The 25,956-nt window shown below is 43.8% G+C and carries 27 protein-coding genes; 13 read left to right on the forward strand and 14 right to left on the reverse strand.

The features are described from left to right. Position 1 precedes the first annotated feature (1 nt). The 4 genes from DOE51_RS00085 to DOE51_RS00100 all read right to left on the reverse strand — a co-directional run bounded on the left by DOE51_RS00085 (position 2) and on the right by DOE51_RS00100 (position 3,281). Complete coding sequence (locus tag DOE51_RS00085) at positions 2 to 811, reverse strand: peptidylprolyl isomerase (RefSeq protein ID WP_142694586.1); 810 nt, start codon at positions 809 to 811, stop codon at positions 2 to 4. 53 nt (positions 812 to 864) lie between these two features. Next, a complete protein-coding gene (locus tag DOE51_RS00090; RefSeq protein ID WP_246845198.1) occupies positions 865 to 1,425 on the reverse strand; it encodes a lysophospholipid acyltransferase family protein in 561 nt (186 codons plus the stop codon). Between the two features lie 102 nt (positions 1,426 to 1,527). Further along, positions 1,528 to 2,496 carry an electron transfer flavoprotein subunit alpha/FixB family protein gene (locus tag DOE51_RS00095; RefSeq protein WP_142694588.1) on the reverse strand — a complete coding sequence of 323 codons (969 nt, stop codon included), beginning with the start codon at positions 2,494 to 2,496 and terminating at the stop codon, positions 1,528 to 1,530. An 11-nt stretch (positions 2,497 to 2,507) separates the two neighbouring features. Next, the gene (locus tag DOE51_RS00100) at positions 2,508 to 3,281 is read right to left on the reverse strand and encodes an electron transfer flavoprotein subunit beta/FixA family protein (protein ID WP_142694589.1); all 774 of its coding nucleotides are present in this window, start codon (positions 3,279 to 3,281) and stop codon (positions 2,508 to 2,510) included. Positions 3,282 to 3,461: 180 nt separating this feature from the next. Between DOE51_RS00100 and DOE51_RS00105 the strand changes: the two genes are divergently transcribed. The 3 genes from DOE51_RS00105 to DOE51_RS00115 are packed head-to-tail and all read left to right on the forward strand — an operon-like array spanning position 3,462 to position 6,848. After that, entirely contained in the window at positions 3,462 to 4,121 is a 660-nt protein-coding gene (locus DOE51_RS00105; protein WP_142694590.1) for a succinate dehydrogenase cytochrome b subunit, read from the forward strand. Positions 4,122 to 4,132: 11 nt separating this feature from the next. Next, the gene (locus DOE51_RS00110) at positions 4,133 to 6,049 is read left to right on the forward strand and encodes a fumarate reductase/succinate dehydrogenase flavoprotein subunit (protein WP_142694591.1); all 1,917 of its coding nucleotides are present in this window, start codon (positions 4,133 to 4,135) and stop codon (positions 6,047 to 6,049) included. 10 nt (positions 6,050 to 6,059) lie between these two features. Beyond that, entirely contained in the window at positions 6,060 to 6,848 is a 789-nt protein-coding gene (locus DOE51_RS00115) for a succinate dehydrogenase/fumarate reductase iron-sulfur subunit (RefSeq protein ID WP_142694592.1), read from the forward strand. A gap of 55 nt (positions 6,849 to 6,903) precedes the next feature. Here DOE51_RS00115 and DOE51_RS00120 read toward each other — a convergent pair whose 3' ends face one another. Then, on the reverse strand, positions 6,904 to 8,280 hold the full coding sequence (locus tag DOE51_RS00120) for a hypothetical protein (RefSeq protein ID WP_142694593.1): 1,377 nt from the start codon (positions 8,278 to 8,280) through the stop codon (positions 6,904 to 6,906). A gap of 61 nt (positions 8,281 to 8,341) precedes the next feature. Beyond that, positions 8,342 to 8,689 carry a hypothetical protein gene (locus DOE51_RS00125; RefSeq protein WP_142694594.1) on the reverse strand — a complete coding sequence of 116 codons (348 nt, stop codon included), beginning with the start codon at positions 8,687 to 8,689 and terminating at the stop codon, positions 8,342 to 8,344. 150 nt (positions 8,690 to 8,839) lie between these two features. On the opposite strand from DOE51_RS00125, the gene DOE51_RS00130 reads away from it, so the two are divergent. The 4 genes from DOE51_RS00130 (at position 8,840) to DOE51_RS00145 (ending at position 13,257) form a co-directional block, all read left to right on the forward strand. Next, complete coding sequence (locus tag DOE51_RS00130; RefSeq protein ID WP_142694595.1) at positions 8,840 to 9,649, forward strand: TIGR02147 family protein; 810 nt, start codon at positions 8,840 to 8,842, stop codon at positions 9,647 to 9,649. A gap of 187 nt (positions 9,650 to 9,836) precedes the next feature. Beyond that, on the forward strand, positions 9,837 to 10,946 hold the full coding sequence (locus tag DOE51_RS00135) for a hypothetical protein (RefSeq protein WP_142694596.1): 1,110 nt from the start codon (positions 9,837 to 9,839) through the stop codon (positions 10,944 to 10,946). Between the two features lie 209 nt (positions 10,947 to 11,155). Next, complete coding sequence (locus DOE51_RS00140) at positions 11,156 to 11,407, forward strand: hypothetical protein (RefSeq protein ID WP_142694597.1); 252 nt, start codon at positions 11,156 to 11,158, stop codon at positions 11,405 to 11,407. Positions 11,408 to 11,616: 209 nt separating this feature from the next. Continuing rightward, positions 11,617 to 13,257 carry a S8 family serine peptidase gene (locus DOE51_RS00145; protein WP_142694598.1) on the forward strand — a complete coding sequence of 547 codons (1,641 nt, stop codon included), beginning with the start codon at positions 11,617 to 11,619 and terminating at the stop codon, positions 13,255 to 13,257. A gap of 118 nt (positions 13,258 to 13,375) precedes the next feature. On the opposite strand, the gene DOE51_RS00150 is transcribed toward DOE51_RS00145, so the two are convergent. Further along, positions 13,376 to 14,098: a hypothetical protein gene (locus DOE51_RS00150; RefSeq protein ID WP_142694599.1), complete on the reverse strand. Its 723-nt coding sequence runs from the start codon at positions 14,096 to 14,098 to the stop codon at positions 13,376 to 13,378. Between the two features lie 282 nt (positions 14,099 to 14,380). Here DOE51_RS00150 and DOE51_RS00155 point away from each other — a divergent pair, with 282 nt between their 5' ends. Beyond that, positions 14,381 to 14,956 carry a DUF4383 domain-containing protein gene (locus tag DOE51_RS00155; RefSeq protein ID WP_142694600.1) on the forward strand — a complete coding sequence of 192 codons (576 nt, stop codon included), beginning with the start codon at positions 14,381 to 14,383 and terminating at the stop codon, positions 14,954 to 14,956. A gap of 57 nt (positions 14,957 to 15,013) precedes the next feature. Here the strand turns inward: DOE51_RS00155 and DOE51_RS00160 are convergent, their stop codons facing one another. Next, positions 15,014 to 15,886, reverse strand: a complete 873-nt coding sequence (locus tag DOE51_RS00160) for an alpha/beta fold hydrolase (protein WP_142694601.1) — start codon at positions 15,884 to 15,886, stop codon at positions 15,014 to 15,016. Between the two features lie 18 nt (positions 15,887 to 15,904). Then, positions 15,905 to 16,594, reverse strand: a complete 690-nt coding sequence (locus tag DOE51_RS00165) for an FHA domain-containing protein (RefSeq protein ID WP_142694602.1) — start codon at positions 16,592 to 16,594, stop codon at positions 15,905 to 15,907. 174 nt (positions 16,595 to 16,768) lie between these two features. On the opposite strand from DOE51_RS00165, the gene rpsF reads away from it, so the two are divergent. From rpsF to DOE51_RS00185, 4 genes are all read left to right on the forward strand, one after another. Continuing rightward, positions 16,769 to 17,206, forward strand: coding sequence for a 30S ribosomal protein S6 (gene rpsF / locus DOE51_RS00170; RefSeq protein ID WP_142694603.1), 438 nt, complete (start codon positions 16,769 to 16,771; stop codon positions 17,204 to 17,206). An 18-nt stretch (positions 17,207 to 17,224) separates the two neighbouring features. Further along, positions 17,225 to 18,112, forward strand: coding sequence for a DUF2232 domain-containing protein (locus DOE51_RS00175; RefSeq protein WP_142694604.1), 888 nt, complete (start codon positions 17,225 to 17,227; stop codon positions 18,110 to 18,112). A 47-nt stretch (positions 18,113 to 18,159) separates the two neighbouring features. After that, on the forward strand, positions 18,160 to 18,606 hold the full coding sequence (gene rplI, locus DOE51_RS00180) for a 50S ribosomal protein L9 (protein WP_142694605.1): 447 nt from the start codon (positions 18,160 to 18,162) through the stop codon (positions 18,604 to 18,606). Positions 18,607 to 18,742: 136 nt separating this feature from the next. Then, positions 18,743 to 19,585: a trypsin-like serine protease gene (locus DOE51_RS00185; protein ID WP_142694606.1), complete on the forward strand. Its 843-nt coding sequence runs from the start codon at positions 18,743 to 18,745 to the stop codon at positions 19,583 to 19,585. A 6-nt stretch (positions 19,586 to 19,591) separates the two neighbouring features. On the opposite strand, the gene DOE51_RS00190 is transcribed toward DOE51_RS00185, so the two are convergent. The 5 genes from DOE51_RS00190 to DOE51_RS00210 form a co-directional block, all read right to left on the reverse strand. Then, positions 19,592 to 19,801 (reverse strand): hypothetical protein, encoded by a 210-nt coding sequence (locus DOE51_RS00190; protein WP_142694607.1) that lies wholly within the window; start codon positions 19,799 to 19,801, stop codon positions 19,592 to 19,594. A gap of 169 nt (positions 19,802 to 19,970) precedes the next feature. Then, a complete protein-coding gene (locus DOE51_RS00195) occupies positions 19,971 to 20,840 on the reverse strand; it encodes an SDR family oxidoreductase (protein WP_246845199.1) in 870 nt (289 codons plus the stop codon). 74 nt (positions 20,841 to 20,914) lie between these two features. After that, positions 20,915 to 22,330, reverse strand: coding sequence for a replicative DNA helicase (gene dnaB / locus DOE51_RS00200; protein WP_142694609.1), 1,416 nt, complete (start codon positions 22,328 to 22,330; stop codon positions 20,915 to 20,917). Positions 22,331 to 22,445: 115 nt separating this feature from the next. Further along, the gene (locus DOE51_RS00205; RefSeq protein WP_246845200.1) at positions 22,446 to 22,673 is read right to left on the reverse strand and encodes a helix-turn-helix domain-containing protein; all 228 of its coding nucleotides are present in this window, start codon (positions 22,671 to 22,673) and stop codon (positions 22,446 to 22,448) included. 137 nt (positions 22,674 to 22,810) lie between these two features. Continuing rightward, entirely contained in the window at positions 22,811 to 23,449 is a 639-nt protein-coding gene (locus tag DOE51_RS00210; protein WP_142694610.1) for a radical SAM protein, read from the reverse strand. Between the two features lie 95 nt (positions 23,450 to 23,544). Here DOE51_RS00210 and DOE51_RS00215 point away from each other — a divergent pair, with 95 nt between their 5' ends. Next, the gene (locus DOE51_RS00215) at positions 23,545 to 25,935 is read left to right on the forward strand and encodes a DNA translocase FtsK (protein WP_142694611.1); all 2,391 of its coding nucleotides are present in this window, start codon (positions 23,545 to 23,547) and stop codon (positions 25,933 to 25,935) included. Positions 25,936 to 25,956 lie beyond the last annotated feature (21 nt).

Below are 25,956 nucleotides of genomic sequence, written 5' to 3' on the forward strand. Positions count from 1 at the left end.
ATTATTTAAGAGCACCTTTGTTTTCTTTAATTGAGTAAGTCTTTTTCAACTTATCGAAGTACTCATTAAAGATCTGTTTTCTTTTTTCATCGAAAACAGCGGCTCTGATTTGGCGTTTATTCGCGTTTTCAAAGCTTCTACGGCCCGTTAATTTTACGATGTGGAAACCAAATTGAGTTTCGATGAGGCCCTTGATTTCACCGACTTTCATGTTTTGGATAGCATCGTAGTAGTTCGGTACCAATGTTACACGAGATTGCCAACCGATATCGCCACCAACTTGTTTTGACAACGCATCGTCAGAGTACAATTTAACCAGTTCTTCGAATGGACGTTTGCTCTTTTTAACTTCTTCGAAGATTTCGTTAGCACGTTTTCTTGCTTCTTCAACTTGCGCAGGTGTTGCACCTGGTTTGTATTCGATCAAGATGTGGCTTGTGCGAAGTTCTGGATTGTTTTTATACCAAGCTTCCATCTCTTTATCAGAAACTTGAATTTTTTGAACGCGTTGACCGATGTCTTTTTCAAGCAATGCTTTGTAAAGAACTTGGTTGTATTGATCTTGAACGATTGGATCTTTTTCAAGACCACGTTTGCGAGCTTCTTGTACGCCGACTTCGTAACGGATCAGGTCTTCAAGAAAAAGTTGCTTTGAAGGTGGGTTGATCGTTTGAGAACGGATTTCATTGTACTTTTTATTGAAGTCCTCAAGTGTGATTGTTTTAGTGCCCACTTGCGCTACCACTTCAGTGGATTTCTGTGCAAATGCGGTCGCCGAGATGAGCATCAAGATGCAGATAACAAGTTTCATACTTTAAAAGTCCCTTTAAAAAGTTGAATTCGTACTATGAAAAAAGGCTAGCACTAGCCCTTATTATCGGCAATGAAATTAAGAGCTTGTGCCCTTGCATGGTGCAAAAGAGTCTCTAACTCTAGAGCAAGGTCTGGGTTTCTTGGATCGACATCTTTTTTGATCTCTTCCATCGGTCCGACCCAATAAATGATCACACGAGCGAATGGTTTTGGCAGAAAAGTTTTATTCCATGATTTAGGGAAATAAAGTGCGCTGTTACAGTACACTCCGACCGCATAAATCGGACCGTGAATCATGCGCGAAAGTTCGAACACTCCCGGCTTCACTTTGTGTAACGGACCTTTAGGGCCATCTACCGCAAAGCTGCAATTTCCCCCGTCTTTTAGTAAACGCAACAAACCTTTGAGGGCTTGAACTCCACCACGAGTTGAAGACCCGCGCGACGTTTTTGCGCCCATTAATTTTAGAACTGTGGCCATCAATTCGCCGTCTTTTGATTGCGATGCGATCGTTGCGATACTGTAGCGCTTTACGATGCTAACCAAAGCCAGTTCATCACCATGCCAGTGCGCGAGCACGACAGGTTTTTTATCTTTTAAGGATTGTTTCAAAGAATCAGGTTCAATAATTCGAACCCTCCACGTCCATGAGAGGGTTCTGTAAAATACGAAAATAATGAATGGTAGAATGTATTTTCTAAACACTGTGAATGCTTAGTGGTGAAGAGCCTTTTTGAACTCTTCAGTCAGTTTTGGAACGATTTCCAAAGCGTCACCTACGATACCGTAAGTTGCTTTTTGGAAGATTGGAGCGTTCGCATCGTTGTTGATTGCAACGATAACTTTAGAACCACTCATACCTGCCAAATGTTGAATCGCGCCAGAGATACCAACTGCGATGTACAACGAAGGCGCTACTGTTTTACCAGTTTGACCAACTTGCATACCGTGACCTACCCAACCAGCGTCAACAACGGCACGTGAAGCACCTACAGTTGCGCCAAGAACGTCAGCCAAGTCGTTCAAAATTTTGAAGTTTGCAGCTTCTTTCAAACCACGACCACCAGAAACGATAACGTTTGCTTCAGTCAAATCTAGTTTTTCTGAAGTGCCTTTAACGATTTCTTTGATCAAAGTTTTCAAATCCACAGTCGCAGCAGCGTGTTCTGTTACTGTTGCCGTTTTTGATGTGTCAGCAGCTTCAACTGGAAGTTGATTTGCGCGCATCAAAACGATTTTGATTGGGCTGTTTTCAAAATTTACAGTCGCAAATGCTTTGCCAGAATACATTGGTTTTACAGCAGTCACGTTGTCGCCAGAGATTGTCAGTTGAACGCAATCAGAAGCAACGCCTGTGTTCAAGCGAGCTGCAACACGTGGGAACAAGTCTTTCCCAGTTGAAGATGCAGAAGCAAGAATGATTGAAGGCTGAACTTTGTTGATAATACCAACAAGGTTTGCAGCGTATGATTCAGGATTGTAAGCATCCAAACCAGCATCTTTAACTACGTGAACTTCGTTCGCGCCGTTGTTGCCGATTGCAGTTGTTACATCACCTGCATGAGAACCGAAAGATACTGCAACCACTGTGTTACCAGATTTTGCAGCAGCTTGCAGAAGTTCCATAGAGCTGCGTTTAAGTTTACCATTAGCTTGTTCAGTAAAAACTAAGACTTTACCCATTTCGCTACTCCTTACAGAACTTTCGCTTCGTCGCGAAGAAGTTTAACCAACTCTGAAGCTTGTGCAGATGAATCGCCAGAAAGCATTTTTACTGCTGGTTTTTCTGCCGGCAAAGTCATGCCAGAGTATTTTACTTTGATGTCAGTTGCAGGAATATTCAATGAAGCGAATTCGATCTCTTTGATCGTTTTCTTTTTTGCTTTCATGATACCAGGAAGAGAAGCGTAACGAGGCATATTCAAACCTTTGTTCGCCGCCACTACCGCTGGAGTCATCATTTGCACAACTTCTTTCGCGCCACCTTCGATGTCGCGTTCTACAGTTACGTTTTCTGGTGTGAAAGCGAACTTAGATACAACAGTTGTGTGAGGCACGTTCAAGAATTCAGCCATCATTTGGCTTACTGAAGATGCGTTGTCATCGATCGCAAGTTTTCCAGTGAAGATTACTTTTGCGCCACCTTCTGCTTTGATAACCTCAGCAAGTGCTTTTGCCGTTGCGAAATTGTCCAAGCCTTCGCCGTTGATAACGATTGCTTCATCTGAACCCATTGCCAAAGCTGTACGAAGAGATTCAACAACACGAGCCTTTGGTCCTACGCTCAAAACCCAAACTTGAGAACCTGCGTTGGCGTCGCGAAGTTTGATCGCTTCTTCAACTGCATATTCATCATAAGGGTTCATAACCCATTTAATACCCGCCGTGTCGATACCAGTTTGGTCGGGAGAGATCTTAATCTTTGTTTCGGTGTCAGGCACCTGCTTGATGCACACAAAAATCTTCATATTTTTACCCCGTTTTTTAGAGGCTTTGTTCTATCGCAAGTCCAGGAAAGGCAAAACTAAATTCCATATTTAACGTCGTGCGAAACATGACCGGGGTCATGGACAGAATCAACCCGTAGGAGTAGTTTATTAAAAACTTAATGAGAATGCGTAAAGCATAACAACAAGGGGTTCAACACCATGTCTGGATTTCTCGGTTCTACCGTCGGGAAAAAATACTTAATGGGAATCACTGGTCTTATTTGGGCGGGCTTCGTTCTTGCTCACATGGCTGGTAATCTTCTAATTTTCGTAAGCCACGACGCTTACAACTCTTACGGTCACGCACTTACAAGCGGCAACATCATTTACGTTGCTGAAGCTGTTCTGGTGCTTGCTTTGATCGTTCACGTTTACACTGCGATCTCTTTGACGATTGCAAATCGTAGCGCGAAAGACCAACGTTATGCCGTGACTGCAAGCGGAAAGAAGAAAACTTCTCTCGCTTCGCGCACGATGGCTGTGCAAGGTTCTTTGATTCTTGTGTTCATCATTCTGCACTTGATCACGTTCAAATACGGAACTCACTACACGACAAATGTTCATGGCGTTGAAATGCGTGACCTTGCACGTTTGATGGTCGAAGTGTTCCAACAACCTGGCTATGTGGTTTGGTACTTCATCGCGTTGATCCTTCTTGGTTTCCACTTGAAACATGGTGTGAACTCTTCATTCCAATCTCTAGGTTTGATGGAAGGCACTTATCGCAATACTTGGAAAAAATTGAGCATCGCGTACGCAGTTGTCGTGATTGCTGGTTTCCTTTCTCAACCTGCTTACTGCTTTTTGGCAGCTCAATAAGGGGATAGAAAATGGCACACAAATTAGATAGCAAAGCTCCAACGGGCCCTATTGAGTCAGCATGGGAAAAAACAAAGTTTGATTATAAACTTGTGAACCCTGCGAATAAACGTAAACACTCTGTGATCGTTGTGGGTACTGGTCTTGCCGGTGCTTCTGCAGCCGCTTCATTGGGTGAACTTGGTTATAAAGTAAAAGCATTCTGCGTGCATGAATCTCCACGTCGTGCTCACTCTGTGGCAGCACAAGGTGGTATCAATGCCGCGAAGAACTACCAAAATGACGGCGACTCTACTTACCGTCTTTTCTATGACACTGTAAAAGGCGGAGACTTCCGCGCACGTGAAGCAAACGTTTATCGTTTGGCTGAAGTATCAGCGAACATCATCGACCAAATGGTTGCGCAAGGTGTTCCGTTCGCACGTGAATACGGTGGTACATTGGCGAACCGTTCATTCGGTGGTGCGCAAGTATCTCGTACATTCTATGCTCGCGGTCAAACAGGTCAGCAGCTTCTTCTTGGTGCTTACTCTGAAATGATGAGACAAGTTGATGCTGGTACAGTTGAACTTCGTTACCGTCGCGAGATGCTTGACCTTGTGATCGTAGATGGTAAAGCTCGCGGTATCATCGTTCGTAACTTGTTAACTGGTGAAATCGAATCACACGAAGCTGATGCAGTTGTTATCGCTTCTGGCGGTTACTCAAACGTATTCTTCCTTTCAACAAATGCGATGAACTGTGCAGTAACAGCGGCGTGGAAAGCTCACAAACGTGGCGCTTACTTCGCAAATCCTTGTTACACACAAATCCATCCAACGTGCATCCCTGTTCACGGCGAGAATCAATCAAAACTAACTTTGATGTCAGAGTCTCTTCGTAATGACGGTCGCGTATGGGTTCCTAAAGCGGTTGGTGATAAACGTCATCCAAACGATATCCCTGAAAACGAACGCGATTACTACTTGGAGCGCGTATACCCTTCATTCGGTAACTTGGCTCCTCGTGACGTGGCTTCTCGTCAAGCGAAGTATCGTTGTGATGAAGGCCGCGGTGTGAATGAATCAGGTAAAGCAGTTTACTTGGATTTCGCAGACGCGATTAAACGTTTGGGTGAAGATAAAATCTCTGAACGTTACGGCAACTTGTTTGAAATGTATGACAAAATCACAGGTCAAAATCCGTACAAACAGCCGATGATGATCTACCCTGCTCCTCACTACACAATGGGTGGCTTGTGGGTTGACTACAACTTGGAATCAACAATTCCAGGCTTGTTCGTTGCGGGTGAAGCAAACTTCTCTGACCACGGTGCGAATCGTCTTGGTGCTTCGGCATTGATGCAAGGTTTGGCTGATGGTTACTTCGTTCTTCCATACACATTGGGTAACTACCTTGGTGGAACTAAGCTTGAGAAAGTTTCTACAACTCACGATGCATTCAAATCCGCTGAACACGGCGTGAAATCAGAAATTTCTAAATTGATGAACATCAAAGGTTCTCGCACAGTTGATAGCTTCCACAAAGAGCTTGGCAACATCATGTGGGAATACTGTGGTATGGGACGTAACGAAGCTGGCTTGAAAAAAGCTCTTCAAGAAATTCCAAAAATCAAAGAAGAGTTCTGGCAAAACGTGCGTATCCCTGGTGATGCAAACTACTTGAACGTTGAGCTTGAAAAAGCCGGCCGTGTTGCTGACTTCTTAGAGCTTGGCGAATTGATGTGTCGTGATGCTCTAGAGCGTAACGAATCTTGTGGTGGTCACTTCCGTGAAGAATACCAAGTTGATGGCGAAGCGAAGCGTGATGATGCTAACTTCTGTCACGTAGCTGCTTGGGAATACACTGGCGACAACAAACCAGAAGTACGTCACAAAGAAGAACTGACTTTCGAAAACGTTCACCTAGCAACTCGTAGCTATAAATAAGAGGCATAATATGAGTGGAAAACATATCAATCTGACTTTGAAAGTTTGGAGACAAAAAGGTCCTAAGGACGATGGTAAATTGGTTGAATACCAAGCCAAAAATGTTTCTGAAGATGCTTCATTCCTTGAGATGCTTGATGCTGTGAACGAAGAGCTTGTTTCTAAAGGTGACGAGCCTATCGCATTCGACCATGACTGCCGCGAAGGTATTTGTGGTGCGTGCGGCTTCGTGATCGACGGTGAAGCTCACGGTCCAATGAAATCAACAACTGTGTGTCAATTGCACATGAGAAACTTCAACGACGGTGCGGTTCTAACTATCGAACCATTCCGCGCGCAAGCTTTCCCGGTGATCAAAGACTTGATGGTAAACAGATCTGCATTCGATCGCATTATCTCTGCTGGCGGTTATATTTCTGCTAACGTAGGTAACGCTGTTGATGCCAACGCGAACTTGGTTCCTAAGGCTGACGCTGATGAAGCAATGTCTTCTGCAACTTGTATCGGTTGTGGTGCGTGTGTGGCTGCTTGTAAAAATGCTTCTGCAGCATTGTTTACATCAGCAAAAATTTCGCACATGGCTTTGCTTCCACAAGGTCAAGTTGAAAGAAAAGATCGTGCACTTCGCATGGTTGCGCAAATGGATGCGGAAGGCTTCGGTGCTTGTACAACGACTGGTGCGTGTGAAGCAGCCTGCCCTAAAGAGATCCAATTGACGAACATCTCGCGCATGAACCGCGAATTCTTTGCTGCTTCAGCGACAAAACGTCCTAAGCACAAAGACGGCGGCGCAGGTTAATTTTTCTTCGGAAATTTAAAAAAGAAAAGGGAGTCTTCGGACTCCCTTTTTTATTTTATTCATCGATGTGGAACTGAATCGTAATTCCGTTTTGTTTTAAGTAGTAGCGAGTGTAGTTAATCGATTCTTTGTAGGTTTCATCCATTGCTGCCGTCGCCTTTTCATTCGTCATGAACCACTTCTTTTCTAACTCAATGGCACGTAAGCCCTTACATAAGTTCGCACTTGAAAGCAGGATCGTTTTTGATTGTGCTTTAAAGAAACTATTCATAGCTGTATCTTCTTTGGTAGCTGCCGTTGTCTGTACTGCCAACGTCACGGCATCATTTAAATTACGAATGCAGTTTTGCGGAATAACGTCCATGCGTGGTGGGCGGATTTCTGATTGATCAAGATTATATAGTTCACAAAGCTTTGCTTGCGCAGGCCCCGCATCTTTATTCCCAGCACGTGCTGCCAATGAAACGTCACGCATAGAAATAATCGTCGCTGGCAAAACTGAAACTGTTTTCATTAAGAATTCATCATTCCACACGTCAGCAAATGCGGAATTGATATCTGTCGTCGCATCTTTGCAGAAATTCGCCATCGCCATGCCGATACGAATTTTCATGCCTTGTGCAATTCTAAAGCGTGATTTATTAAACGCATTTTCAGAAAACAAACGCTTAATATTATCCGGCATTGTATTTTCGTCTTGGCGTGGAGAAAAGACAGCGCGATTTAGCTCACGTACCTTTTCTTCCATTTCTTTTTTATCTAAATTGCCAGCAGTCCCGCGTGCCCAACCCAAAATCAACTCGTGGGTAATAAGGCCCGAGCGGTTTTTAGCATCAGTAGATTTCAACCAGTTTAGGTCGAAACGAATTTCTGAATCCGATTGACAAGCAACCACAGTTTGTTGGTCACTTGCGACCATACTTTGATTTTTACAAGCTTCAGAAGAAATCGCCTTCGCCTCGAGGAAAATATGTTTCCCTTTAACAGCGTTTTTCAATAAATCACCGAAGCCACCCGAATCGACATTTCTTACAGCAGGCACTTCGGAGTTTAGAAATTTAAGAATATTGTTTGCTTGGGGCTCTAGATACAGAAGTTGATCGATCGTGATTTCGTTAGAACCCTCGTTTTCATAAAAATCAAACAGTGTCGCGCCGACCGCGTTGCCGCCGCCATCGCTGACGCCGCCCATTTTTTGAACTTCGATTTGTTGATCTTTCTTTAAGATATGACCTTTGCGATTAAATGGAAGCCTTTGTGAATCTGTCGAAATCGACAACTCAGGACGTTTTTTGGCATCCATCAACTCTTTCAAGCGAGAATGAAAATCGTCTGAAGTTGAATTCAAATTGCCCACTGCAAAGCTATTCAAGCTGATGAAAGATGCAGCAGTTACCGCGAACAATTTTGTTCCAAATTGAGACAGTCTCATACGAGCCTCCAATGAATATCTTTAATTAAGCAAGACGAAGACCAAACTTTGGTTATCACCTTTATTTTGTTAGGGAATTGTAAAGATCAGTTGCTTCTTCAACCACTGCTACAAGACGTTTTTCGATTTCCGCTTGAGAGATCAAACCCATTTTTCCGCGGAAAGTTTTTTCGATACGAACTTCTTCAATGCCAACGCAAGTTCTGACTGCATTTTGAGCCATCTCTTTAGAGCTCCCCGCGAAGAATTCAGTTTCTGCAGCAGTCAGACTTCCCTCTGCAATAGCGGCATTAATCATTGCTTGTTGGTTGGCGGCTTGGCGAACGAAGCGTTCACAGTTTGCATCAAGCTGTGCGTGAGCGAATGAACCTACGAACATAACCATTGCTACTACTACTGACTTTTTCATTTTAAACCTCCTGGGTTTTGTTAATTTCAGCGTTTATCGCTATGGAAGAGGTTTTAACTCAGCGCACAACGCGCCGCCATATGAATTAACTTTATTATTCAGTACAAACTAAAGTAAAAATAAAGAAGTACCGATAAGTTATCGAATTATATGGAAAAAACTATTTTTGAATTTTCACATTATAGACACTTTTTACGGGCTCGATTAGAGGCTGCTGGCAGTCGTGGTAGCAAGGCTTCGATTGCCCAGGCCATGGGTGTGCAAGCTACTTACGTATCACAAGTTCTGCAGGAAAATGCTCATTTAAGTTTAGAACAAGCTGAAGCCGCGAATAGTTTTTTAAAACATACAACTCAAGAAGCGCATTTCTTTTTATTGCTGGTGCAGAAAGATCGCGCGGGCACAAAAACTTTGCGCGACTATTTTCAAAAACAAATGGATGAGCTTTTAAAAGCGCGTATGGTTTTGACCGAGCGTTTAGGAAAGTCTCAACAGCTCGAAGAAAAAGATCGTAGTTGGTATTACGCAAGTTGGATACCCTCTGCCGTTCATATTGCGACGACAATTCCCACTCTACGCACTATCGATTCACTGTCTTCTGCCCTACAGCTTCCGAGCGAAAAAATTTTGGAGACGCTTGAGCATTTAGAGCGTGTCGGGCTTGTGCGCAAAGAAGGTGTCGAATTTCATCCTGGTGTTCAGCAAATTCGATTAGGCAACGATTCTCATCATATCTTAAAGCATCACACCAATTGGCGCTTACAAGCGATGAATAGTTTAGAACGCGAAAAGCTTAACGAGCTTCACTATTCGGGAGTGGTTAGTCTGTCTGCTCAAGATGTCGTGCGGGTGAAGGATCTGTTGTTAGAGTCGATTAAGAACAACATCAACATCATTAAAGAATCAAAAGAAGAAGAGCTTTATTGTCTAACAATGGACTTCTTCGACTTGAAACGCTGATCCACAGCCCGTTTGCGAATGTGTTCCATATGCACTATTGGGTTCGCGTGCAGGTAAAATGCTTGTGCCGCTGCTGATGCTGTCGATCTTTTAGTCTTTCGCACGAAAGAATTCATTGGAATTCCCTGCTCTTTTAAATGGACCGTTCTTCCCTTAGCTTCAGCTGAACTCGAAGCAAGGTGGTTGAATGAAGTCAGTAATTTCCTTATTGCTAGCGTTCGGTATGTCTGGAGTTGCTCACGCTGATCAAACAGATGTGGATCCTTCAGTTTATACAAATCCGATGTTCAGCAAGGCCCACCTTTACAATCAATCTTTGCAAAATCATGCTCCTGAAAAATTAAATACGATCATTCGTTTGGACTTTGCTTCTTTCAAAGAAGTGCCAACGATGTTCAAAGGATTTTTACCAGGCAAAGATTTCGATCGCCCTGAAGCGATCAGTGTCTATCTTGCAGTTTCAAACGATTATAATTTTCTTGCACCAGTTGGTGTGAATGTAAAAACAGATGATCAAGGTTACACTCACGGTTCGCGTTTTTCTATCGGTGGATTTTTGCCTGAAGGTTATTACTTAAGTGTCGACTACTCCACAGACTTATACACAAAGCCTATCAAGGGAACGACACAAAAACTTGCGGATGGCAGTCGTTCGGGTTCGCAATATTTTACGAATGAAAACATTCTTAAAGTTGTCTTAGACAACATGGATAAACCACGCACCCAAACCTACTACTGGAGAGCAGAAGCTGGTTGGCAAAAACTTTCTTCAGATACTCTTGGTGGTTACGCTTCAGGCGCGACTCAACAAGAAAAATTCCACGAGTTGGTGAATTCTTTGAATAAGGGACAAACACGAACTCCGATCAATGTGCCAGACGGTCTTGAAGATCGCGACGGTTTGATTCTTGGCATGTATGTTGGTATCGCAAAAGAATATTTGAACGCAAAAAACACGTGTCGTGTTCGTGGCTTCACCGAAGTTGGTTCGCGCGGCAGCACTATTGAAGGCGCAAGTTTTATCGCCTCAAACATCGGTGGCACTTTGTGGTGTCAACAAGCCGAGCGCACGATGACTTTCAAAACAGAAGTCGGCTATGAATCAAAAGTTTATCAAAACGGTTATCAAGGAACAGCCTACGCAGACATCTCAACGGGTAAAGGTTCATGGAGATTAGGTTTCCGTTTCGAACAATCCTACGGAGAGCTGATCAACTACGCGAACTACAACCTCAGAAACTACCACACCGACAAAATCGACCCGATCTTCACCATCTACTACCGCCGCTACTTCTAAAAGTAACGCGCCGTAGACCCAAAAAAGTGCCAGGCACTTTTGCGGAGAAGGTGCCTGCCATTTTTTCCGAAAAAATGACAGACACCTTTTAACCTTTAAACTTTGCGTCTTGGGTCTGTTTCAGTGAGAGACATCTTCTGTACGACCTTCGTCGAATTTCTTCTAAAGCTTCATCATCAAACTTCCGAAACTAGACCAAGGATTGGCTTATGAAGAAGATTGATCAATTAATGGCAGAATTAGGGTTCAACAAAGACGCTCCAGACAGCGTTAAAGAGGCGTTCATTAAACACCTTATCAAGGCTTCAACAGGTGTGAACGTCACAACTCCATCAGAAAAGAGAGAGATTGAAGCAAATCCAACTCGCGTTGTTCAGTTCAAAGCGCCGCAACAGCTTGCTTTTGATTTCATTGAAGAGACCACGCCGCGTCCAAAAACTGGTAAAAAGGCTGTCTCCTAGGCTCAAATCTGCTGCACAATGCAGCAATTCACTCGACGAAGGTCTAGGTTTGCCTAGACTTTAAGCTAGAACCATATTTTTTATTTCTGTAATCAAAAAAAACGCTACCGCATGCTCCTCCACTTGGTACCATTTTGGAACTAGACAACTTGCAGGAAAATTTTTCCTAGTTCGTTGGTCCTGAAATACCCATTGAAGGAGGGGATTTTATGAGAGGGCTTATGGAAAGAGCCTCTAAGGTTGCGGCACTATGCCTAACTTTAGTTGCAGTAAATGCGTTTGCAGCTGAACCGGAAGCAGTTCCAGGTGAGTACATCGTTAAATTGAAGAACAATTACGCTGTTTCTTCAGTCAACATTATGAGCCAACAACTTGGCGCATACATCAAATCAACTATCCCTAGCCAAAACATCGTTGTTATCAAACGCCCAGTGTTTGAACTAACTAACAGCGTAGTTAAAACTTTGTCGCAAAATCCAATGGTCGACATCGTTGAGCCAAACTTCATCTACCGCATCAACAAAGTTCCAAACGATCCTGATTTCGGTAAATTGTGGGGCATGCAGAATCTTGGTCAAAAAGATTCTGAAAACAAAGCAGGTGTTGCTGGTGTAGATATCGGTGCAGTTCAAGCATGGGATATCGAAACTGGTTCTAAAAACACAATCGTTGCTGTGATCGATACAGGTATCAACTACAACCATCCAGATCTTAAAGATAACGTTTGGGTGAATGAAGTTGAAAAAGCTGGTCAAGCTGGCGTGGACGACGACAACAACGGTATCGTTGACGATATCTACGGTGCAAACTTCGTTGATGCTGCAAAACCAACTGGCAACAACTTGGATGACCATGGTCACGGTTCACACTGCTCTGGTACTATCGGCGGTCACGGTGATGACGGCAAAGGTATCGTAGGTGTTAACTGGAATGTTCGCATCATGGGCGTTAAGTTCTTGAGCAAAGACGGTTCTGGTTCTTTGGAAGGCGCTTTGAAAGCTGTTGATTACGCAACTTCTATGGGTGCGAAAATCCTTTCAAACTCTTGGGGTGGCGGTGGCTACTCTGAAACTTTGAAACAAGCGATCCAACGTTCTAACGATGCAGGCGCGATCTTCATCGCAGCAGCTGGTAACGAATCAAACAACAATGATTCAAACCCAACTTACCCTGCAACTTACGATGTTCCAAACGTACTTTCAGTAGCAGCTATCGACAATCGTGGTCAGATCGCTTCTTTCTCGAACTACGGTAAAACATCAGTTCACGTAGCTGCTCCAGGTGTGAATATCTATTCATCAATCACTGGTTCTGGTTATGATTCTTGGTCTGGTACTTCAATGGCGACGCCACACGTATCTGGTATGGCAGCGTTGTTGTTGTCTCATGAGCCAAACATCACTGGCCAAGAGATGAAACAAAGAATCATCGCAACTTCTCGCCCACTAGCTGGTATCCGCGGAAAAGTTAAAGCAGGTTTCGTAAACGCCTACGCAATGTTGACGAACACTTTGCCACAACCTGATCCAAACGATCCTTCTAACTGGCAAACAGTTTCTCAAAGTGTAGCTTCAGCTCATCCTTACGCTAGCAAAACTAATGAGACTTATGAAGTTCGTGTTCCAGGTGCAAAACAAATCGCAGTTCACTTCTCTACATTCGATACAGAAAGAGACTACGATAAAATCCAGTTCTACGATGCAACTGGTAAGCTTGTTGGCACAATGAGCGGCAAGAATGATGATTCATTCGGTCCAGTAGTAGAAGGTGAATACGTTAAAATGGTATTCACATCAGACGATTCAGTAAACCGTAACGGTTGGGAAATCGACAAAGCTGCTTGGAGATAATTTAGTTTTTCAAAAAATTAAATAGAGCCACCTATCGTCGAATACTTGATGGGTATCTCAAAAGAAAAGCCACCGATGAGGTGGCTTTTCCTTTTTCTAAATGTGTTTACATAAAAAATTACTTCGCGCGAGCTGAAAGAGCTTGGATCTCGATCTTGCCAGCTTTTAAAACAAGCTTTACGTAGGCCTTCACGACGATACCGTCTTCTTCTGATTTTGGAATATAGCTTTCCAATGTTACAAGATTCACGTTACCGACTTTATCGAGTGACGTTTCTTCGATAGTCATATTCACAGCACCTTTATCGAATTTTTCCTGTTGTGCTTTGCTAAGCTTTGCGCGGATAGCGGCGATTAGTTGGTCGTTAATTTTTGCATCTAAGGTCACTTTTACGCCACTTTCGCGGTTCACGATAAGAGTATGACTTAGGTTGTTTGCCCATTTTGTATTTTCAATAATCGCAACGGCATCGGAATTCCAGCCTTCACCTTCGATATACATTGGTTTGACGTCGATGTGATAGTGATTGCCAATGTGTGTGCCGCCTAAGCTGAATTCAACGAACTCGCCGTCACCATTGCCAAGATCTAAAAGAATTTTATTAGTTTCTAAGTCGACAACGTAGTTGTGAACTTTATCGATATTCTCATTAATGAATTTCTCTGTGGATTCTTCTGTAGCCTCTAGTGCTTCAAAATCTAATTGCTGACCTGGGATACCCCACGCGATCGCATATCCGTCAGGAGAAATCGAACCGCGATTGATTCTAAATTCGCGTGCGCCGGCAAATGCATTAAGACCAGACAAGAATACCAAAGATGCTAGGACGTACTTTCTCACAAATTTCTCCCTTTTAAAAAATTTCGTTAATTCGTTTTGAACAATTAGATCTGGAGCAAGCGACATACCAGTTTCAAGAATGAAAATTTGTGTGATAACAACGATTTGCGCCAGATAAATGAATCGGAAAAATTGCAATCAGATAACGAAGACGAAAAAGGCAACCTGCGCATAAAAAGTTCGACAAAGGACCGCTGTCTCATTCTGAGATTTTTGCTTTTTGCCTGTCCAGGCTGTCACATTCCCAGAATGGTTTCATACTTAAACAAGGTAGGAGGTTTTATGGAACCACAAATAGAACCGCAACGTCCGTCGAGACCGCAACAGCCGCAGCAACCGCGCAGTCAACGACCACAAAATTCTTCACCTAATCAACAACAGCGTCAGTTCAGAAAATCTTCTGAAGCTGTCGCGCATCTTCCTGTCGTAAGAAGAAGTTACGCACGCGAAGTCAGTGTTGTTTTTGGAATTACTTTTTTAGTCGTTGGACTTTTAGGCTTCGTGATTCCTTATTTTCTAAATGGCCACTGGAGCTATCTGCACAACGTGATTTTCTTAGTCGCAGGTGCCATGGCCGTCTGGTTTGGCGTTAGAAGCGAGCTCGCAGCTAGAAGATTTGCATACATCGCAGGTGCTTTCTTCACCATCATGGGATTACTAGGTTACATTGGTGGCGTTCCAGGTGAAGCCACAATCGCAAATCCAGTGCGGGATGATTTCATGTGGAACTTTATCCCTGGAGTGTTGGAGCTGGGTTCAGCCGATCACTCGATTCATCTGATCGCGGGAGTGATTTTACTTATCGGTGCTGCGATGAAATTCAAATCGCGCGCAAGAAGAGATATTCTCGACACGTAAAACGAAAAAAGCGCAGAGTTGATCTGCGCTTTTATTCTTTCATTTCGCTAAAAAAATTTATTTCACCGAAGCCAAGAATTTTTCAATTTTCAAATTTGTATAATCAGGAAAATCTAATTGTGTGCAATGGGAGCCGTAAGGCACAAGCACGAATTCCGAGTGTTTGATTTTCTCTTTGAAGTGATATTGAAAACGCATCGGTGTGACCATGTCCTTTTCACCAGCGATAATCAACGTCGGCGCTTCCACTTGTTCTAAAACGTGTTCACCGTCGTACTTCATCAACTCTTCAAATAAAGTTAAGAACACATCCAAATTCATGCGCGCAACACTGCGAGTGTAAACTTCGATGTCTTTGAAATGAGTCACACGTAAATTAAAACCGCCAGCGAGTGCCGCTAGGTACATCGACATCGGATTATCAACAGCCAATTTCCACAGAGTACTCCACAGATCGGGCTGCTTTTGATATTGCGCTTTCATGAAATAGAAAAACGGCTCAACGACATCAAGACCGAACATGCCTTTGATCGGATTTTTTGCGAAGCCGTTGATGAAGATCAAAGATTTTACTAGCGACGGTTTCATCTCGTGCAAGTGTAACAAGATCGGCGCGCCGAAGCTGTGACCAGCGAAATGCGCTTTCTTAATTTTCAAATGTTCTAGCAATTTGATGATGTCATTACCAAGCGAATCCATATTCAAGTTGTTGTGATCACCTAAAGCTTGGCTGCGATAGTGACCACGCAAATCGAAGGCGATGACTTTGTAGTGACGCGAAAAATATTCGATCTGATAATGCCAGTGATTGATGGGGCATGCGATCCCGTTAATCAACACCAATGCTTCACCCTCGCCGTGCACTTCGTAATACATCGAAGTGCCGTCGAAACTTTCAAAATAACCTGTGGTGACCGGAGTTGTTTGCATTAATCAGAACCTTCGCTTTTACAGATAAGACACTTTAATCAGGCTTGTACCGAAAGAAATCAAGTCTCCATCTTTAAGCATTTCGGATTCTACAGATTTATTATTTAGGGAAACACGGCCGGGAGCTTTGATTTTTAACTCTACCATGCCGGGACCAGGATGAAGTTCAAAAGCTTCCCGAGGCGCGTCCTCATCCAACAGCTCGATATCCAAAGAGTCCGAACCCGCTTTGCGAGGGCCGTACCCTAAAATAATTTCCTCATCAGTTTGGATGCCCTGAATGAAGGACAGCTTCACCGCAGGCGAAAAACTTTCGGGTTTTATCTTAACTTCTTCATCGGCAATGGGAGTTTCCGTAAGCTTTTGCCCCAGAATGCTGCGCCACGTAACGAAGATTTCGAAGTTAATGGCTTGCTCTTCTTCGACGGTGATCACTTTAAACACAGTGCGACCGACCTCGAAGATAACCCCTGGTAATAACGTCACTTTCTTCACACGGCGACCACTGATGTGGATCCCATTAGATGACTCTAAATCGACCAGAACCAGCTGCCCTTTGTTGTTTAATGCGATCTCAGCGTGAGTCCCCGACACTTTGGGGTCTTTGATAACGATATCCGCTTTGCTACGCCCCAGGGTCATCCCCTCAGAGACTTGCATCCGCGAACCTTCATTTGCACCTTCGATGATCTCAATAAACGTAGCCATTTAAAAATGATAGGGCCGGAATTTGCGGGATTCAAATGCCTATTACTTGTGCTTGGGCTAAGGGCGTGCTAAACCCTCATACTCCGGTGAAAACTGGAGTAAAAACAGAATATTAAAAGTCATCCTTGTTCCCACTCCTTGTATGGTGGGGGCTTTAACCGAAAGGATATACACATGACAAAACAACCGTATGAAGTTGTTGTACTAATGCATCCAGATGCAACTCTTGAAGATCAAAAAGAGCTTTTCAAAAAGAACAAAGCCACTATCGAAGGCTTCAAAGGTTCTGTGAACTCTCTTGAGACTTGGGGTAAAAGAACTCTTGCCACTCCAATTGGCAAATTGAAGAAAGCAGTTTACTTCCACTCTACATTCGAAGCTGACACACAAGCTATCGCTGAGTTGGAACGTACAATGCGTATCAACGATAAAGTTCTTCGTTTCATGCATACTCGCCTAGATGAGCGCGTATCTTTGGCTAAATTCATGGAAGGCTTCAAAAAAGGTCTTGCTGAATCTGCTGCTCGTGAAAAAGAGCGCGAAGCTAAGATCCAAGCTCGTAAAGCTGCGTTTGCTGCTGCTAAAGCAGAGCGCGCTGAGCGTGGTGAGTAGTTTTTAAAGGCGTAGGTCATGAAGAAGATCGCTAGCCCACAGAAATTCATCACAATTTCATCTCTTTCGATTTTGTTGTCGATGGTGACTGTGATTTTTGGCGCTCCTCTTCTTCGTGTTTTGCGCAAGGCTTACGGTCCATGGGCCTTTTGGATTCTTGGACTGTTAGTGACAGGGGCTGCGTGGCTCCTCAACGCTCAACCTCTTGCTCTTTTCGTTGGCTCCGTTTGGATGACTTTAGGCGCATACAACGAACTAGAACAAAAAGGATTTGGGTGGTGGCAATCCGGCATGATGGCCGTGCTACTAGGAACCGGTGCTGCATGCATCAGTGTCTATGGCGCTTTCAAAGTGAACGGTATTAACACGTACGCTGAAGTTCAAAAGTTGTTTGAACAATTCGCGGACAAGGTTCAACAAACGAATCCTGCTGTGAAATTGGATCCAACTGTGATGCTACAGCAAGTTCCATCAGCCATCGTCATTCTTTTAATTTTGGCGTTAGGTGTGGGACTCATTTTTGAGAGAAGGGTTTTTTCGTGGCTCAATTTGCCCCGCGAGAAAATTGCCTCTCAGCTCAAGTTGTTAGAATATCGTGTGCCTGATTATTTTATTTGGGTAGCGATGATCGCCTTCCTTCTAACAATGGTGAGTTTTGGCGGTAAGGCCATTGCCATCCTCGCAGTGAATATTGTGAACATAGCACTTGTTCTCTATTTCTTTCAGGGTGTGGCGGTGTTGGAAGTATTTCTGAGTTCGATGAAGGTTGGTACTTTCACTCGAGTTCTGACGTACATAATCTTGGTCGGCCAGCTGCTTATTATTTTAAGCTTTGTTGGTTTGATCGATTACTGGCTCGATCTTAGAGGTCGCATTCGTCGAATGATGATTGCTAAGAGCAGCTAGTTTTTTAATTTCGACTTCGATTTATCGAAGTAGTTTATGGAGATCACATGAAAGTTATTCTTCAAAAAGACGTTAAGGATGTAGGCCGTGTTGGTGAGTTGGTGAACGTTTCTGAAGGTTTCGCAAGAAACTTCTTGTTCCCACGCAAATTGGCTGCTGAAGCAACTGAAAAACGCGTAAAAGAATACGAACACTTGAAACGCGTTGCTGATGCTAAGAAGAAAAAAGCGATCGCTGAGCGCCAAGCTCTTCTTGCTAAAATCAACAACACAACTGTTACGTTCAAAATGCAAGCTGGTGCAGACTCTGACAAGCTTTTCGGTACAGTTACTACAACTGATATCTCTAAAGAGCTTCAAAAAGCTGGTCACTCAGTTGATCGTCGCGACATCCACTTGGAAGAGCCAATCAAAGTATTGGGTCAACACAAAGCGGTTGTACGTTACGCTGAAGGTTTGGAAGCTAAGATCCAAATCTCTGTTGAGCGCGCATAGTTTAAGCATTTCATCATTAGATGAAAAACTTGAAAGGTTCTCGGTTTTCCGAGGACCTTTTTTATTCTGTTAGGTAGCTCTTTTTAATTGCCCCCATTCTTTTTTAAGTGTTTAAGTTTCCATCCCGGGGGACTTAATGATTTTCAACAAGGCGCTGACATCGCTAGCATTCGTTTTATTTGCTGCGATTGGTGTATCTTGTTCCCCTCATCAATACCAAACACACACGGCGGTTTCTGGCGACGCTCAAGGCATCTTGGGTGGTGATACTGTTGCCTCTGATGATCCAGTTGCTCGTTCAACGGTTGCGGTTCTGGTGACAGTGTTAAGTTCTGTCGATCAAAACATGACTCAGTATTTGTGTGCTGGTGTGATCATCCGTGCGAATGCGATTTTGACAGCTGCCCACTGTGCTCCGAAAAGTGATGAGACTCATCAAGTTCGTATCTATGTCGTATTCAGCAAAGACTTAAATGATCTTGGTGATAAAGATGTGCGCAACGTGATCAATCAAGTCGTGCATCCTGATTTCGCAAAAAAACAGGGACCTCACGGTGAAGATTCTCATGATCTTGCGATCTTGAAGTATACAGGCACTTTGCCGCTTACTTATCGTCCCGCTCTTATTATCCCGAACGATAATATTTTAACGTGTGGCACACGCGTGACTCTTGCTGGCTTTGGCTTAAGTGATTTGGTTTCATCGACAAGCGATAATCTTCTTCGCTCGGTAGAACTGCCATATGGTCAGAAGTTTGGTGATTCAGAAATTATTTTTGATCAAAGCAATGGCTTTGGCGCTTGCCACGGCGATTCGGGCGGCCCGGCATTTGTGAACTACAACGGTACTTATTTGTTGTGGGGAATTATCAGCCGTGGAGTAGGTCCTAATGACTGTCTATCTTACGGCGTCGTTTCTAAACTGACAGCGCAAGCTTCATTTATCAAAGATGCGCTGAAACAGATGGGTTTGAATTAATTTATTTTACGCCGACGCAGAAGTGTCTGACTCTGCTTGCGCCATTTCCAAGAAAACTTGATTCAAATATTCAGCCATCACTTCACGCAATTCATCGAGCGTGAGTTCTTCTGAATCGAATCCACTTTTAGAGATCAACGACTGTAGTTCTTTTTGAACTGGAGATTCCGGTAAGCCAGTAGCAGCTACAACCGTTTTAATAAGTCCTGATTCCATAGGCCCGCCTCCGTGCGTGTCTATTTATAATCGCGAGAGCCGTGCATCCGTGCCTGCTCTCATTGATCTGACCCTTCCACTCAATCAAGAGGTTAAAAGGAACACAATCTTTTCGGACTCGATATAGTCAAAGGTCTAGGCCGCCGATTTGAGGCCTATTTAAACCGTATTAGCGCTTGTGTGAGAAGTCTCTGCCCCACGTGCGCGCTTTCGGCAGACACCAATATAAGAATGGCAGCAACAGCCTGCGAGGAAATGCACGGCGGATATAATAGAATAATTTTGCATCAAGAGTTGCTGGAATCCACAGTGGCACGTTTTCTTTTTCGATCACTTCTAAAATGATCTTCGCGATTTTCTCCGGGCTTGTGAGTGACATGTTCATCATGCGCTCTACAAACGGAGTCATATTCTGATAGAAATCTTTGTAAGGACCACTCCAGTTGCGAGTCGGTTCTGATTGATCGGTGTGATAAACGTTTTTAAAACTTTGTGAGTGTATAAATCCTGGCTGCACCATGCACACCTTCACACCGAAGGGGCGCATTTCATACCACAAAGATTCGCACGCGCCTTCAAGGGCAAACTTCGAAGCCGAATATGAAGACATTGTCGGCATCGCAAGCATTCCCGCGACCGAAGAGACATTCACGATTTTTCCGCGGCCGGTGTCGCGCATATGCGGCAGACACAAACGAATCAAGCCCATCGGGCCTAAATAATTTGTTTCCATCTGAAGCATTTCGTCTTTCGTCGTCATGTGTTCAACAACGGCGCGATACGAGATACCGGCGTTATTCACCAGAACATCCACACCCGTCCACAATTGATTAATATCGGTGATAAGACTTTTGCGACTTTGTTCCGAAGTCACATCAAGCGTGCGAATGATGAAGCGCTCGCTTTCTTTAAATTCTTCATAAAGTTTGGAAACACTTTTTTCACGAGCGGTGACGACAACACGATATTCGGTGTGTTCGTACAACATGCGCGCTAGGGCTAAACCAATACCTGATGAACAACCTGTGACTAGAATCACAGGCTTAAAATATTGATCGGTCTTATGATGATGTCGTTTAAAAGAAAAAGGCCACATAAGTGGCCTTTATTATCCTAAGCTGGAGCGCCCGGAGCAAAGTTTTTCGGTCTGCCACCTGGCATCGGAGGTGGAGCTTGCGGCGGCGGAAGTGGATTAACTGGTCCACCTTCTGCTTCAGCGTCGCGGAATCTATTGTACTTCGCATCGAAGCGCAATTTAACCGTACCTGTCGCACCGTTACGCTGTTTGCCCACGATGACCTCAGCATGACCTGCTTTTTCTGGATCATCCTTGTCGTAGTAGTCATCACGATAAAGCATCATGATAACGTCGGCATCTTGCTCGATAGATCCCGACTCACGCAGGTCAGAAAGCATCGGACGACGATCCGCACGGCCTTCCACACCACGATTCAACTGCGCTAGTGCGATAATTGGAATTTGTAATTCTTTGGCAATCGACTTCAAGTTCTTAGAGATCTCTGCAACCTCTTGTTCACGTGAAGAGAATTTTTGCTTCATGCTCATCAACTGCAAGTAGTCGATCATGATGCAATCAAGTCCGTGTTCAGCTTTCAAACGACGTGCACGAGAACGAATCTCAAACGGCGACATACCTGGAGTATCATCGATAAAGATCGAAGCTTCAGATAATGCCGATGCAGCGTTGATCAATTTCGGCCATGCAGAGTCTTGGATTTTACCATTTCTGATATCACCCATCGAAACTTTAGATTCCGCAGACAACATACGCATCATCATCGATTCCTTACCCATCTCGAGAGAGAAGTAAGCGATCGTTTTCTTTTCACGAAGAGCGATATGTTGTGCCACGTTCAGAGAGAAGGCCGTTTTACCCATCGACGGACGGGCCGCGATGATCGTCATCTCTCCAGGGTGTAGACCCGAAGTCATTTTATCTAGTTCAGTAAAGCCTGTGCCCAAACCAGTGACGTCAGCTTTACGTTTATAAAGCTCTTCGATTTTTTGGATCGACGCTTTAACGATTTCCATCGAACCAACAAGGCCCGTTTGCGCTTTGTTTTCACCAAGCTTAAAGATTTCACTTTCAGCTTGATCGATGAATGATTCGACATCTGGGAAGTCATTATCGTACGCGCGCTCGATCAACTTGCTGTTCGTCATAATCATTTTACGAAGAAGAGCTTTTTCACGAACGATTTTAGCGTGCGACGAAATGTTGGCAGATGAAATAGTTTTATCAAGAAGACTGATCAAATATTCAGGTCCACCGACCATCTCCATCGAACCTTCTGCTTGAAGAACGTTCGTGACAGTGATGATGTCGATAGGTTGCTGCTTGCTGTGCAAGTCTTTGATAGCTGCATAGATCTTTTGATGGCCAGGCTTATAGAAATCTTCGGCAAACAATAGGTCACCGATTTGATCCAAAGCTTCGCGATCAAGCATGAGGCCGCCCAGAATGGACTGTTCGGCATCTAGATTTTGTGGCGGAATTCGCGTGCTCATTAGAACCCCTCTCGAGACACGAAATTAACTAAAACAAATATTGTGGGCCCTAAACGTGATGGTGGTTCAAAAGAGCAGCCCACTGATGTGATTCAAGAATTGAAAAACAATAGTATTAGTTTAGTTTTTTGACACGAATCTTGTAGTTGTCAATTTTCTTCTTAAGAGTGTTGCGATTGATGCCTAGCATTTGCGCTGTTTTCACTTGGTTGCCGTTGTACGCGCGCAAAGCAAGCTCTAGAAGAGGTTTTTCTACTTGTTCGATAACGACGTTATATAGACCGTTCAATTCAACTTGAGCTTCTTTTTGTTGAGCAAACAAAACTTCCAACTTACTTTTCACAAGCTTTTCCAAGCTTACTGACTGAAGGTTGGCGACAAAAAGATTATCAGAACTGTTTAGGTTCGGCGTCATGGAACTCCCAAAAAAATGTCGGCTTAGGTTTGGAGCGATCAACTTCAATTGCTGATGAAGTGTTTCTATACTCCGCGTGTTTCTGGAGACCAAATATACTTATGCAGCTGCAATTGCAACCGTGCAGATGATTTTTTCTGCAAAATTTTTTCTGCCAACCAGCGTTCAGATACTTGGCCGTATGATGGGCTGTATAAAACCATAAATTTTTCGAACAAATTGTGTTGACGACAGAAATTTTCAGACCAGTCGAAGTCTTCTTCTGAACAGATCACAAACTTGTATTCCGTGCTGGGAGTGGAAAAGCCGATGTTCTCCATCAAGAAAGAATTTGCTGCACCACTGTCTGGAGTTTTTACGTCTAAAATTATTTTTACGCGTGGATCAACATGCTCAACACTTTTTGATCCGCTTGTTTCCAAAGAAACTTTGTAGCCGCGGTCGCTCAAAGTTGACATCAATGTGTGAACTTCTTTTTGCAACAAAGGTTCGCCACCTGTAACGCAAACATACGGCGCTTGATGGGAATCGATTTCCTTAATGATAGCTTCAAGCGACTGCATCTCGCCTTCATAGTACGAATACTTTGTGTCGCAGTACGTACAACGAAGATTGCAGGCCGTGGTTCTAACAAAAACCGTGGGATTGCCCACATAGCTTGTTTCACCTTGAATACTATAGAAAATCTCATTTATTTTAAGCATATAGATAGTGGGCTTTTGTCCTGCAACGCCAGTCCTAAGTCAAGTCTACGGTGCATCCGCATGACTAACGTATCGGAATCTCGTAAATTTTTTAAATGAACCAATTTCTTAAGAAGTTTCGACAGGACGTCATCGCTATCGGGTTTTTGGGCTTAGGGCTTTTCTTGGCCTTGGCTCTTATCAGTTACAACCCTATGGATCCCTCTTTAAATTCAATCGGCCAAGGGCTAAAGGCACTAAATTACTGCGGAATCGTCGGTAGCTTCTTAGCAGATATGCTCTACCAATTCCTGGGACTGGCGGCTTGGGTTCTTGTGGCAAGCTTCATTAAGGTCGCTTATGCAAGTTTCAAGGGCGAATCGCTGAATTTAAAAAATATTCGTTTTGTCTGGGCACTTCTTTTGATGGTCAACGTGGCAGCGTTGTTGTCATTGTATTTGCCAAATACAAAGCTTTATCAAAACCAAATCTATCTTGGTGGTTTACTCGGATTAGGAGTCGCACAAGCACTGATGCGCGCCTTTGCTTACGCGGGTGTGCAAGTGATTTTGTGGTCGTTCATGGCCGTTCTGGTTGTGTTCTATTCTGAAAAATCTTTGAAAGAGTTGGCGGAATATCCGCAAGAATTTTTCGCTGATTGGAAGAAGAAAAAATACTCTGATAAAATTGCAGCGTTTTTCGCTTCAATGTTTGTAACAGATAAAAAGAAAAAGCCTGCTTCTGCAAAACGTTCTGCAAAAGAAGATCGTGTTGATACAAGCAAGGCTCAACAAATTCCATTCCCAATGTCCGACAAAAAATTCAAAGAGGACGAAGAGGAAGAAGACGAAGATTTAGAGGCAATCCTTGCGGCTGATGCGGAAGCTGAAGAAGAAGACGAGGACGAAGAAGATGAAGAGGAAGAAACTCCGGCATTGAAGCTTGCGCAAAAACGCAAAGTTGTGATGAAGGCGAAACCTCCACGTCGTATCGAAAATTGGGAAATGCCGAAGTTGTCTTTGCTTGAAGATCCTCCGGTATCGAGAATCAAAATTGATAAAGCCGAGATTCAAAGAAAAGCCGATGCGTTGGTTGAGAAACTTAAAAACTTCTCGATCGAAGGTACAATTCAAGATGCGAAACCAGGTCCGTTGGTTACGATGTATGAATTCAAACCGAATGCTGACGTTAAGATCTCTAAAATTTCAGAATTAGAAGACGATTTATCACTGGCATTGTCGTCTGAATCTGTGCGTGTGGTCGGTCACATCCCTGGTACTGACGTTGTCGGTATCGAGACTGCGAACTTGAAGCGTGAGACAGTTTACTACAAAGACTTGATCGCGGAAGACACATTCTGGAGTGATGATCTTGCCTTGCCAATGGCAGTCGGTCGTACCGTTGACGGCGAACCGAAAGTCGTAGATTTGCGTAAAATGCCGCATTTGTTGATCGCAGGTACGACAGGTTCTGGTAAGTCAGTATTTGTGGGCTCGATTATTTCCGGCTTGTTGTTCAGACACTCGCCGAAATCTTTGCGTCTTGTTTTGATCGATCCGAAAATGGTCGACTTAGCACCATTTGCAACTGTTCCGCACTTAGCACTTCCACATATCACAGAGCCGAAAAAAGCTGCGACCGCTTTGAAGTGGGCTGTGCGTGAAATGGAAAAACGTTATAAGTCGTTGTCGAAATTTGGTGTCGGTAAGATTGAATTGTTCAATGAAAAAACAGGCAACCTTTCGAAAACAGATATCGAAGAGCACGAGAAAATCAATCTTGAGCTTGAAGAAGGCAAAGCGAAGTTGGATCAGTATTACTACCAACCACTTCCTTATATCGTGATCGTTGTCGACGAGTTGGCGGACTTGATGATTGTAGAAAAACAAAACATCGAAGAGCCGATTCAACGTTTGACGCAAAAAGCGCGTGCCTGCGGTATCCATTTGATTCTTGCAACTCAGTCGCCGCGTAAAGATGTTGTGACGGGTCTGATTAAAACAAATATTCCGGGTCGTGTTGCTTTGAAAGTGGCGTCGAAAATGGACTCGCGTATCATCATTGATGATTCGGGTGCAGAACGTCTTCTTCCGAATGGTGACATGCTTTTCCAAGCTCCGGGTATTGGTAAACCAACGCGCCATCATGGTCCTTACATGAAGGATACAGAGATCGCGAATGTTGTTAAGCATTGGTCAGATCAAGCAGAACCTGAATATGATCCTCTCGCAATGAAAGCTCTTGAAGGTTTCGCTGGTGGAGATTCAGAATCTGGTGATTCGGATGGCGGCTTTGGTGGCGAAGAAGAATATGATGAACGTTATGATGAAATTTTAGCGTGGGCATCTGCGCAAAAAGAAGTTTCTGCGTCATTAATTCAACGCAAATTCCGTTTAGGCTACCCGCGTGCAGCACGTATGATTGAAGTCTTTGAAAAAGAAGGCGTCGTCGGACCTGCTAACGGTAGTAAGCCGCGCCAAGTACTCGTCTCTTCTTACAGAGACTAATCGTCATATTACATATTGATC

Source organism: Bdellovibrio sp. NC01, from assembly GCF_006874625.1.
GTDB lineage: Bacteria > Bdellovibrionota > Bdellovibrionia > Bdellovibrionales > Bdellovibrionaceae > Bdellovibrio.

What these genes read in the sequence shown, in the direction of transcription:
- DOE51_RS00085 (WP_142694586.1), bottom strand. Translation starts at nt 811, where the DNA reads ATGAAACTTGTTATCTGCATCTTGATGCTCATCTCGGCGACCGCATTT.
- DOE51_RS00095 (WP_142694588.1), bottom strand. Translation starts at nt 2,496, where the DNA reads ATGGGTAAAGTCTTAGTTTTTACTGAACAAGCTAATGGTAAACTTAAA.
- DOE51_RS00100 (WP_142694589.1), bottom strand. Translation starts at nt 3,281, where the DNA reads ATGAAGATTTTTGTGTGCATCAAGCAGGTGCCTGACACCGAAACAAAG.
- DOE51_RS00105 (WP_142694590.1), top strand. Translation starts at nt 3,462, where the DNA reads ATGTCTGGATTTCTCGGTTCTACCGTCGGGAAAAAATACTTAATGGGA.
- DOE51_RS00110 (WP_142694591.1), top strand. Translation starts at nt 4,133, where the DNA reads ATGGCACACAAATTAGATAGCAAAGCTCCAACGGGCCCTATTGAGTCA.
- DOE51_RS00115 (WP_142694592.1), top strand. Translation starts at nt 6,060, where the DNA reads ATGAGTGGAAAACATATCAATCTGACTTTGAAAGTTTGGAGACAAAAA.
- DOE51_RS00120 (WP_142694593.1), bottom strand. Translation starts at nt 8,280, where the DNA reads ATGAGACTGTCTCAATTTGGAACAAAATTGTTCGCGGTAACTGCTGCA.
- DOE51_RS00125 (WP_142694594.1), bottom strand. Translation starts at nt 8,689, where the DNA reads ATGAAAAAGTCAGTAGTAGTAGCAATGGTTATGTTCGTAGGTTCATTC.
- DOE51_RS00130 (WP_142694595.1), top strand. Translation starts at nt 8,840, where the DNA reads ATGGAAAAAACTATTTTTGAATTTTCACATTATAGACACTTTTTACGG.
- DOE51_RS00135 (WP_142694596.1), top strand. Translation starts at nt 9,837, where the DNA reads ATGAAGTCAGTAATTTCCTTATTGCTAGCGTTCGGTATGTCTGGAGTT.
- DOE51_RS00140 (WP_142694597.1), top strand. Translation starts at nt 11,156, where the DNA reads ATGAAGAAGATTGATCAATTAATGGCAGAATTAGGGTTCAACAAAGAC.
- DOE51_RS00145 (WP_142694598.1), top strand. Translation starts at nt 11,617, where the DNA reads ATGAGAGGGCTTATGGAAAGAGCCTCTAAGGTTGCGGCACTATGCCTA.
- DOE51_RS00155 (WP_142694600.1), top strand. Translation starts at nt 14,381, where the DNA reads ATGGAACCACAAATAGAACCGCAACGTCCGTCGAGACCGCAACAGCCG.
- DOE51_RS00160 (WP_142694601.1), bottom strand. Translation starts at nt 15,886, where the DNA reads ATGCAAACAACTCCGGTCACCACAGGTTATTTTGAAAGTTTCGACGGC.
- DOE51_RS00165 (WP_142694602.1), bottom strand. Translation starts at nt 16,594, where the DNA reads ATGGCTACGTTTATTGAGATCATCGAAGGTGCAAATGAAGGTTCGCGG.
- rpsF (WP_142694603.1), top strand. Translation starts at nt 16,769, where the DNA reads ATGACAAAACAACCGTATGAAGTTGTTGTACTAATGCATCCAGATGCA.
- DOE51_RS00175 (WP_142694604.1), top strand. Translation starts at nt 17,225, where the DNA reads ATGAAGAAGATCGCTAGCCCACAGAAATTCATCACAATTTCATCTCTT.
- rplI (WP_142694605.1), top strand. Translation starts at nt 18,160, where the DNA reads ATGAAAGTTATTCTTCAAAAAGACGTTAAGGATGTAGGCCGTGTTGGT.
- DOE51_RS00185 (WP_142694606.1), top strand. Translation starts at nt 18,743, where the DNA reads ATGATTTTCAACAAGGCGCTGACATCGCTAGCATTCGTTTTATTTGCT.
- DOE51_RS00190 (WP_142694607.1), bottom strand. Translation starts at nt 19,801, where the DNA reads ATGGAATCAGGACTTATTAAAACGGTTGTAGCTGCTACTGGCTTACCG.
- dnaB (WP_142694609.1), bottom strand. Translation starts at nt 22,330, where the DNA reads ATGAGCACGCGAATTCCGCCACAAAATCTAGATGCCGAACAGTCCATT.
- DOE51_RS00210 (WP_142694610.1), bottom strand. Translation starts at nt 23,449, where the DNA reads ATGCTTAAAATAAATGAGATTTTCTATAGTATTCAAGGTGAAACAAGC.
- DOE51_RS00215 (WP_142694611.1), top strand. Translation starts at nt 23,545, where the DNA reads ATGAACCAATTTCTTAAGAAGTTTCGACAGGACGTCATCGCTATCGGG.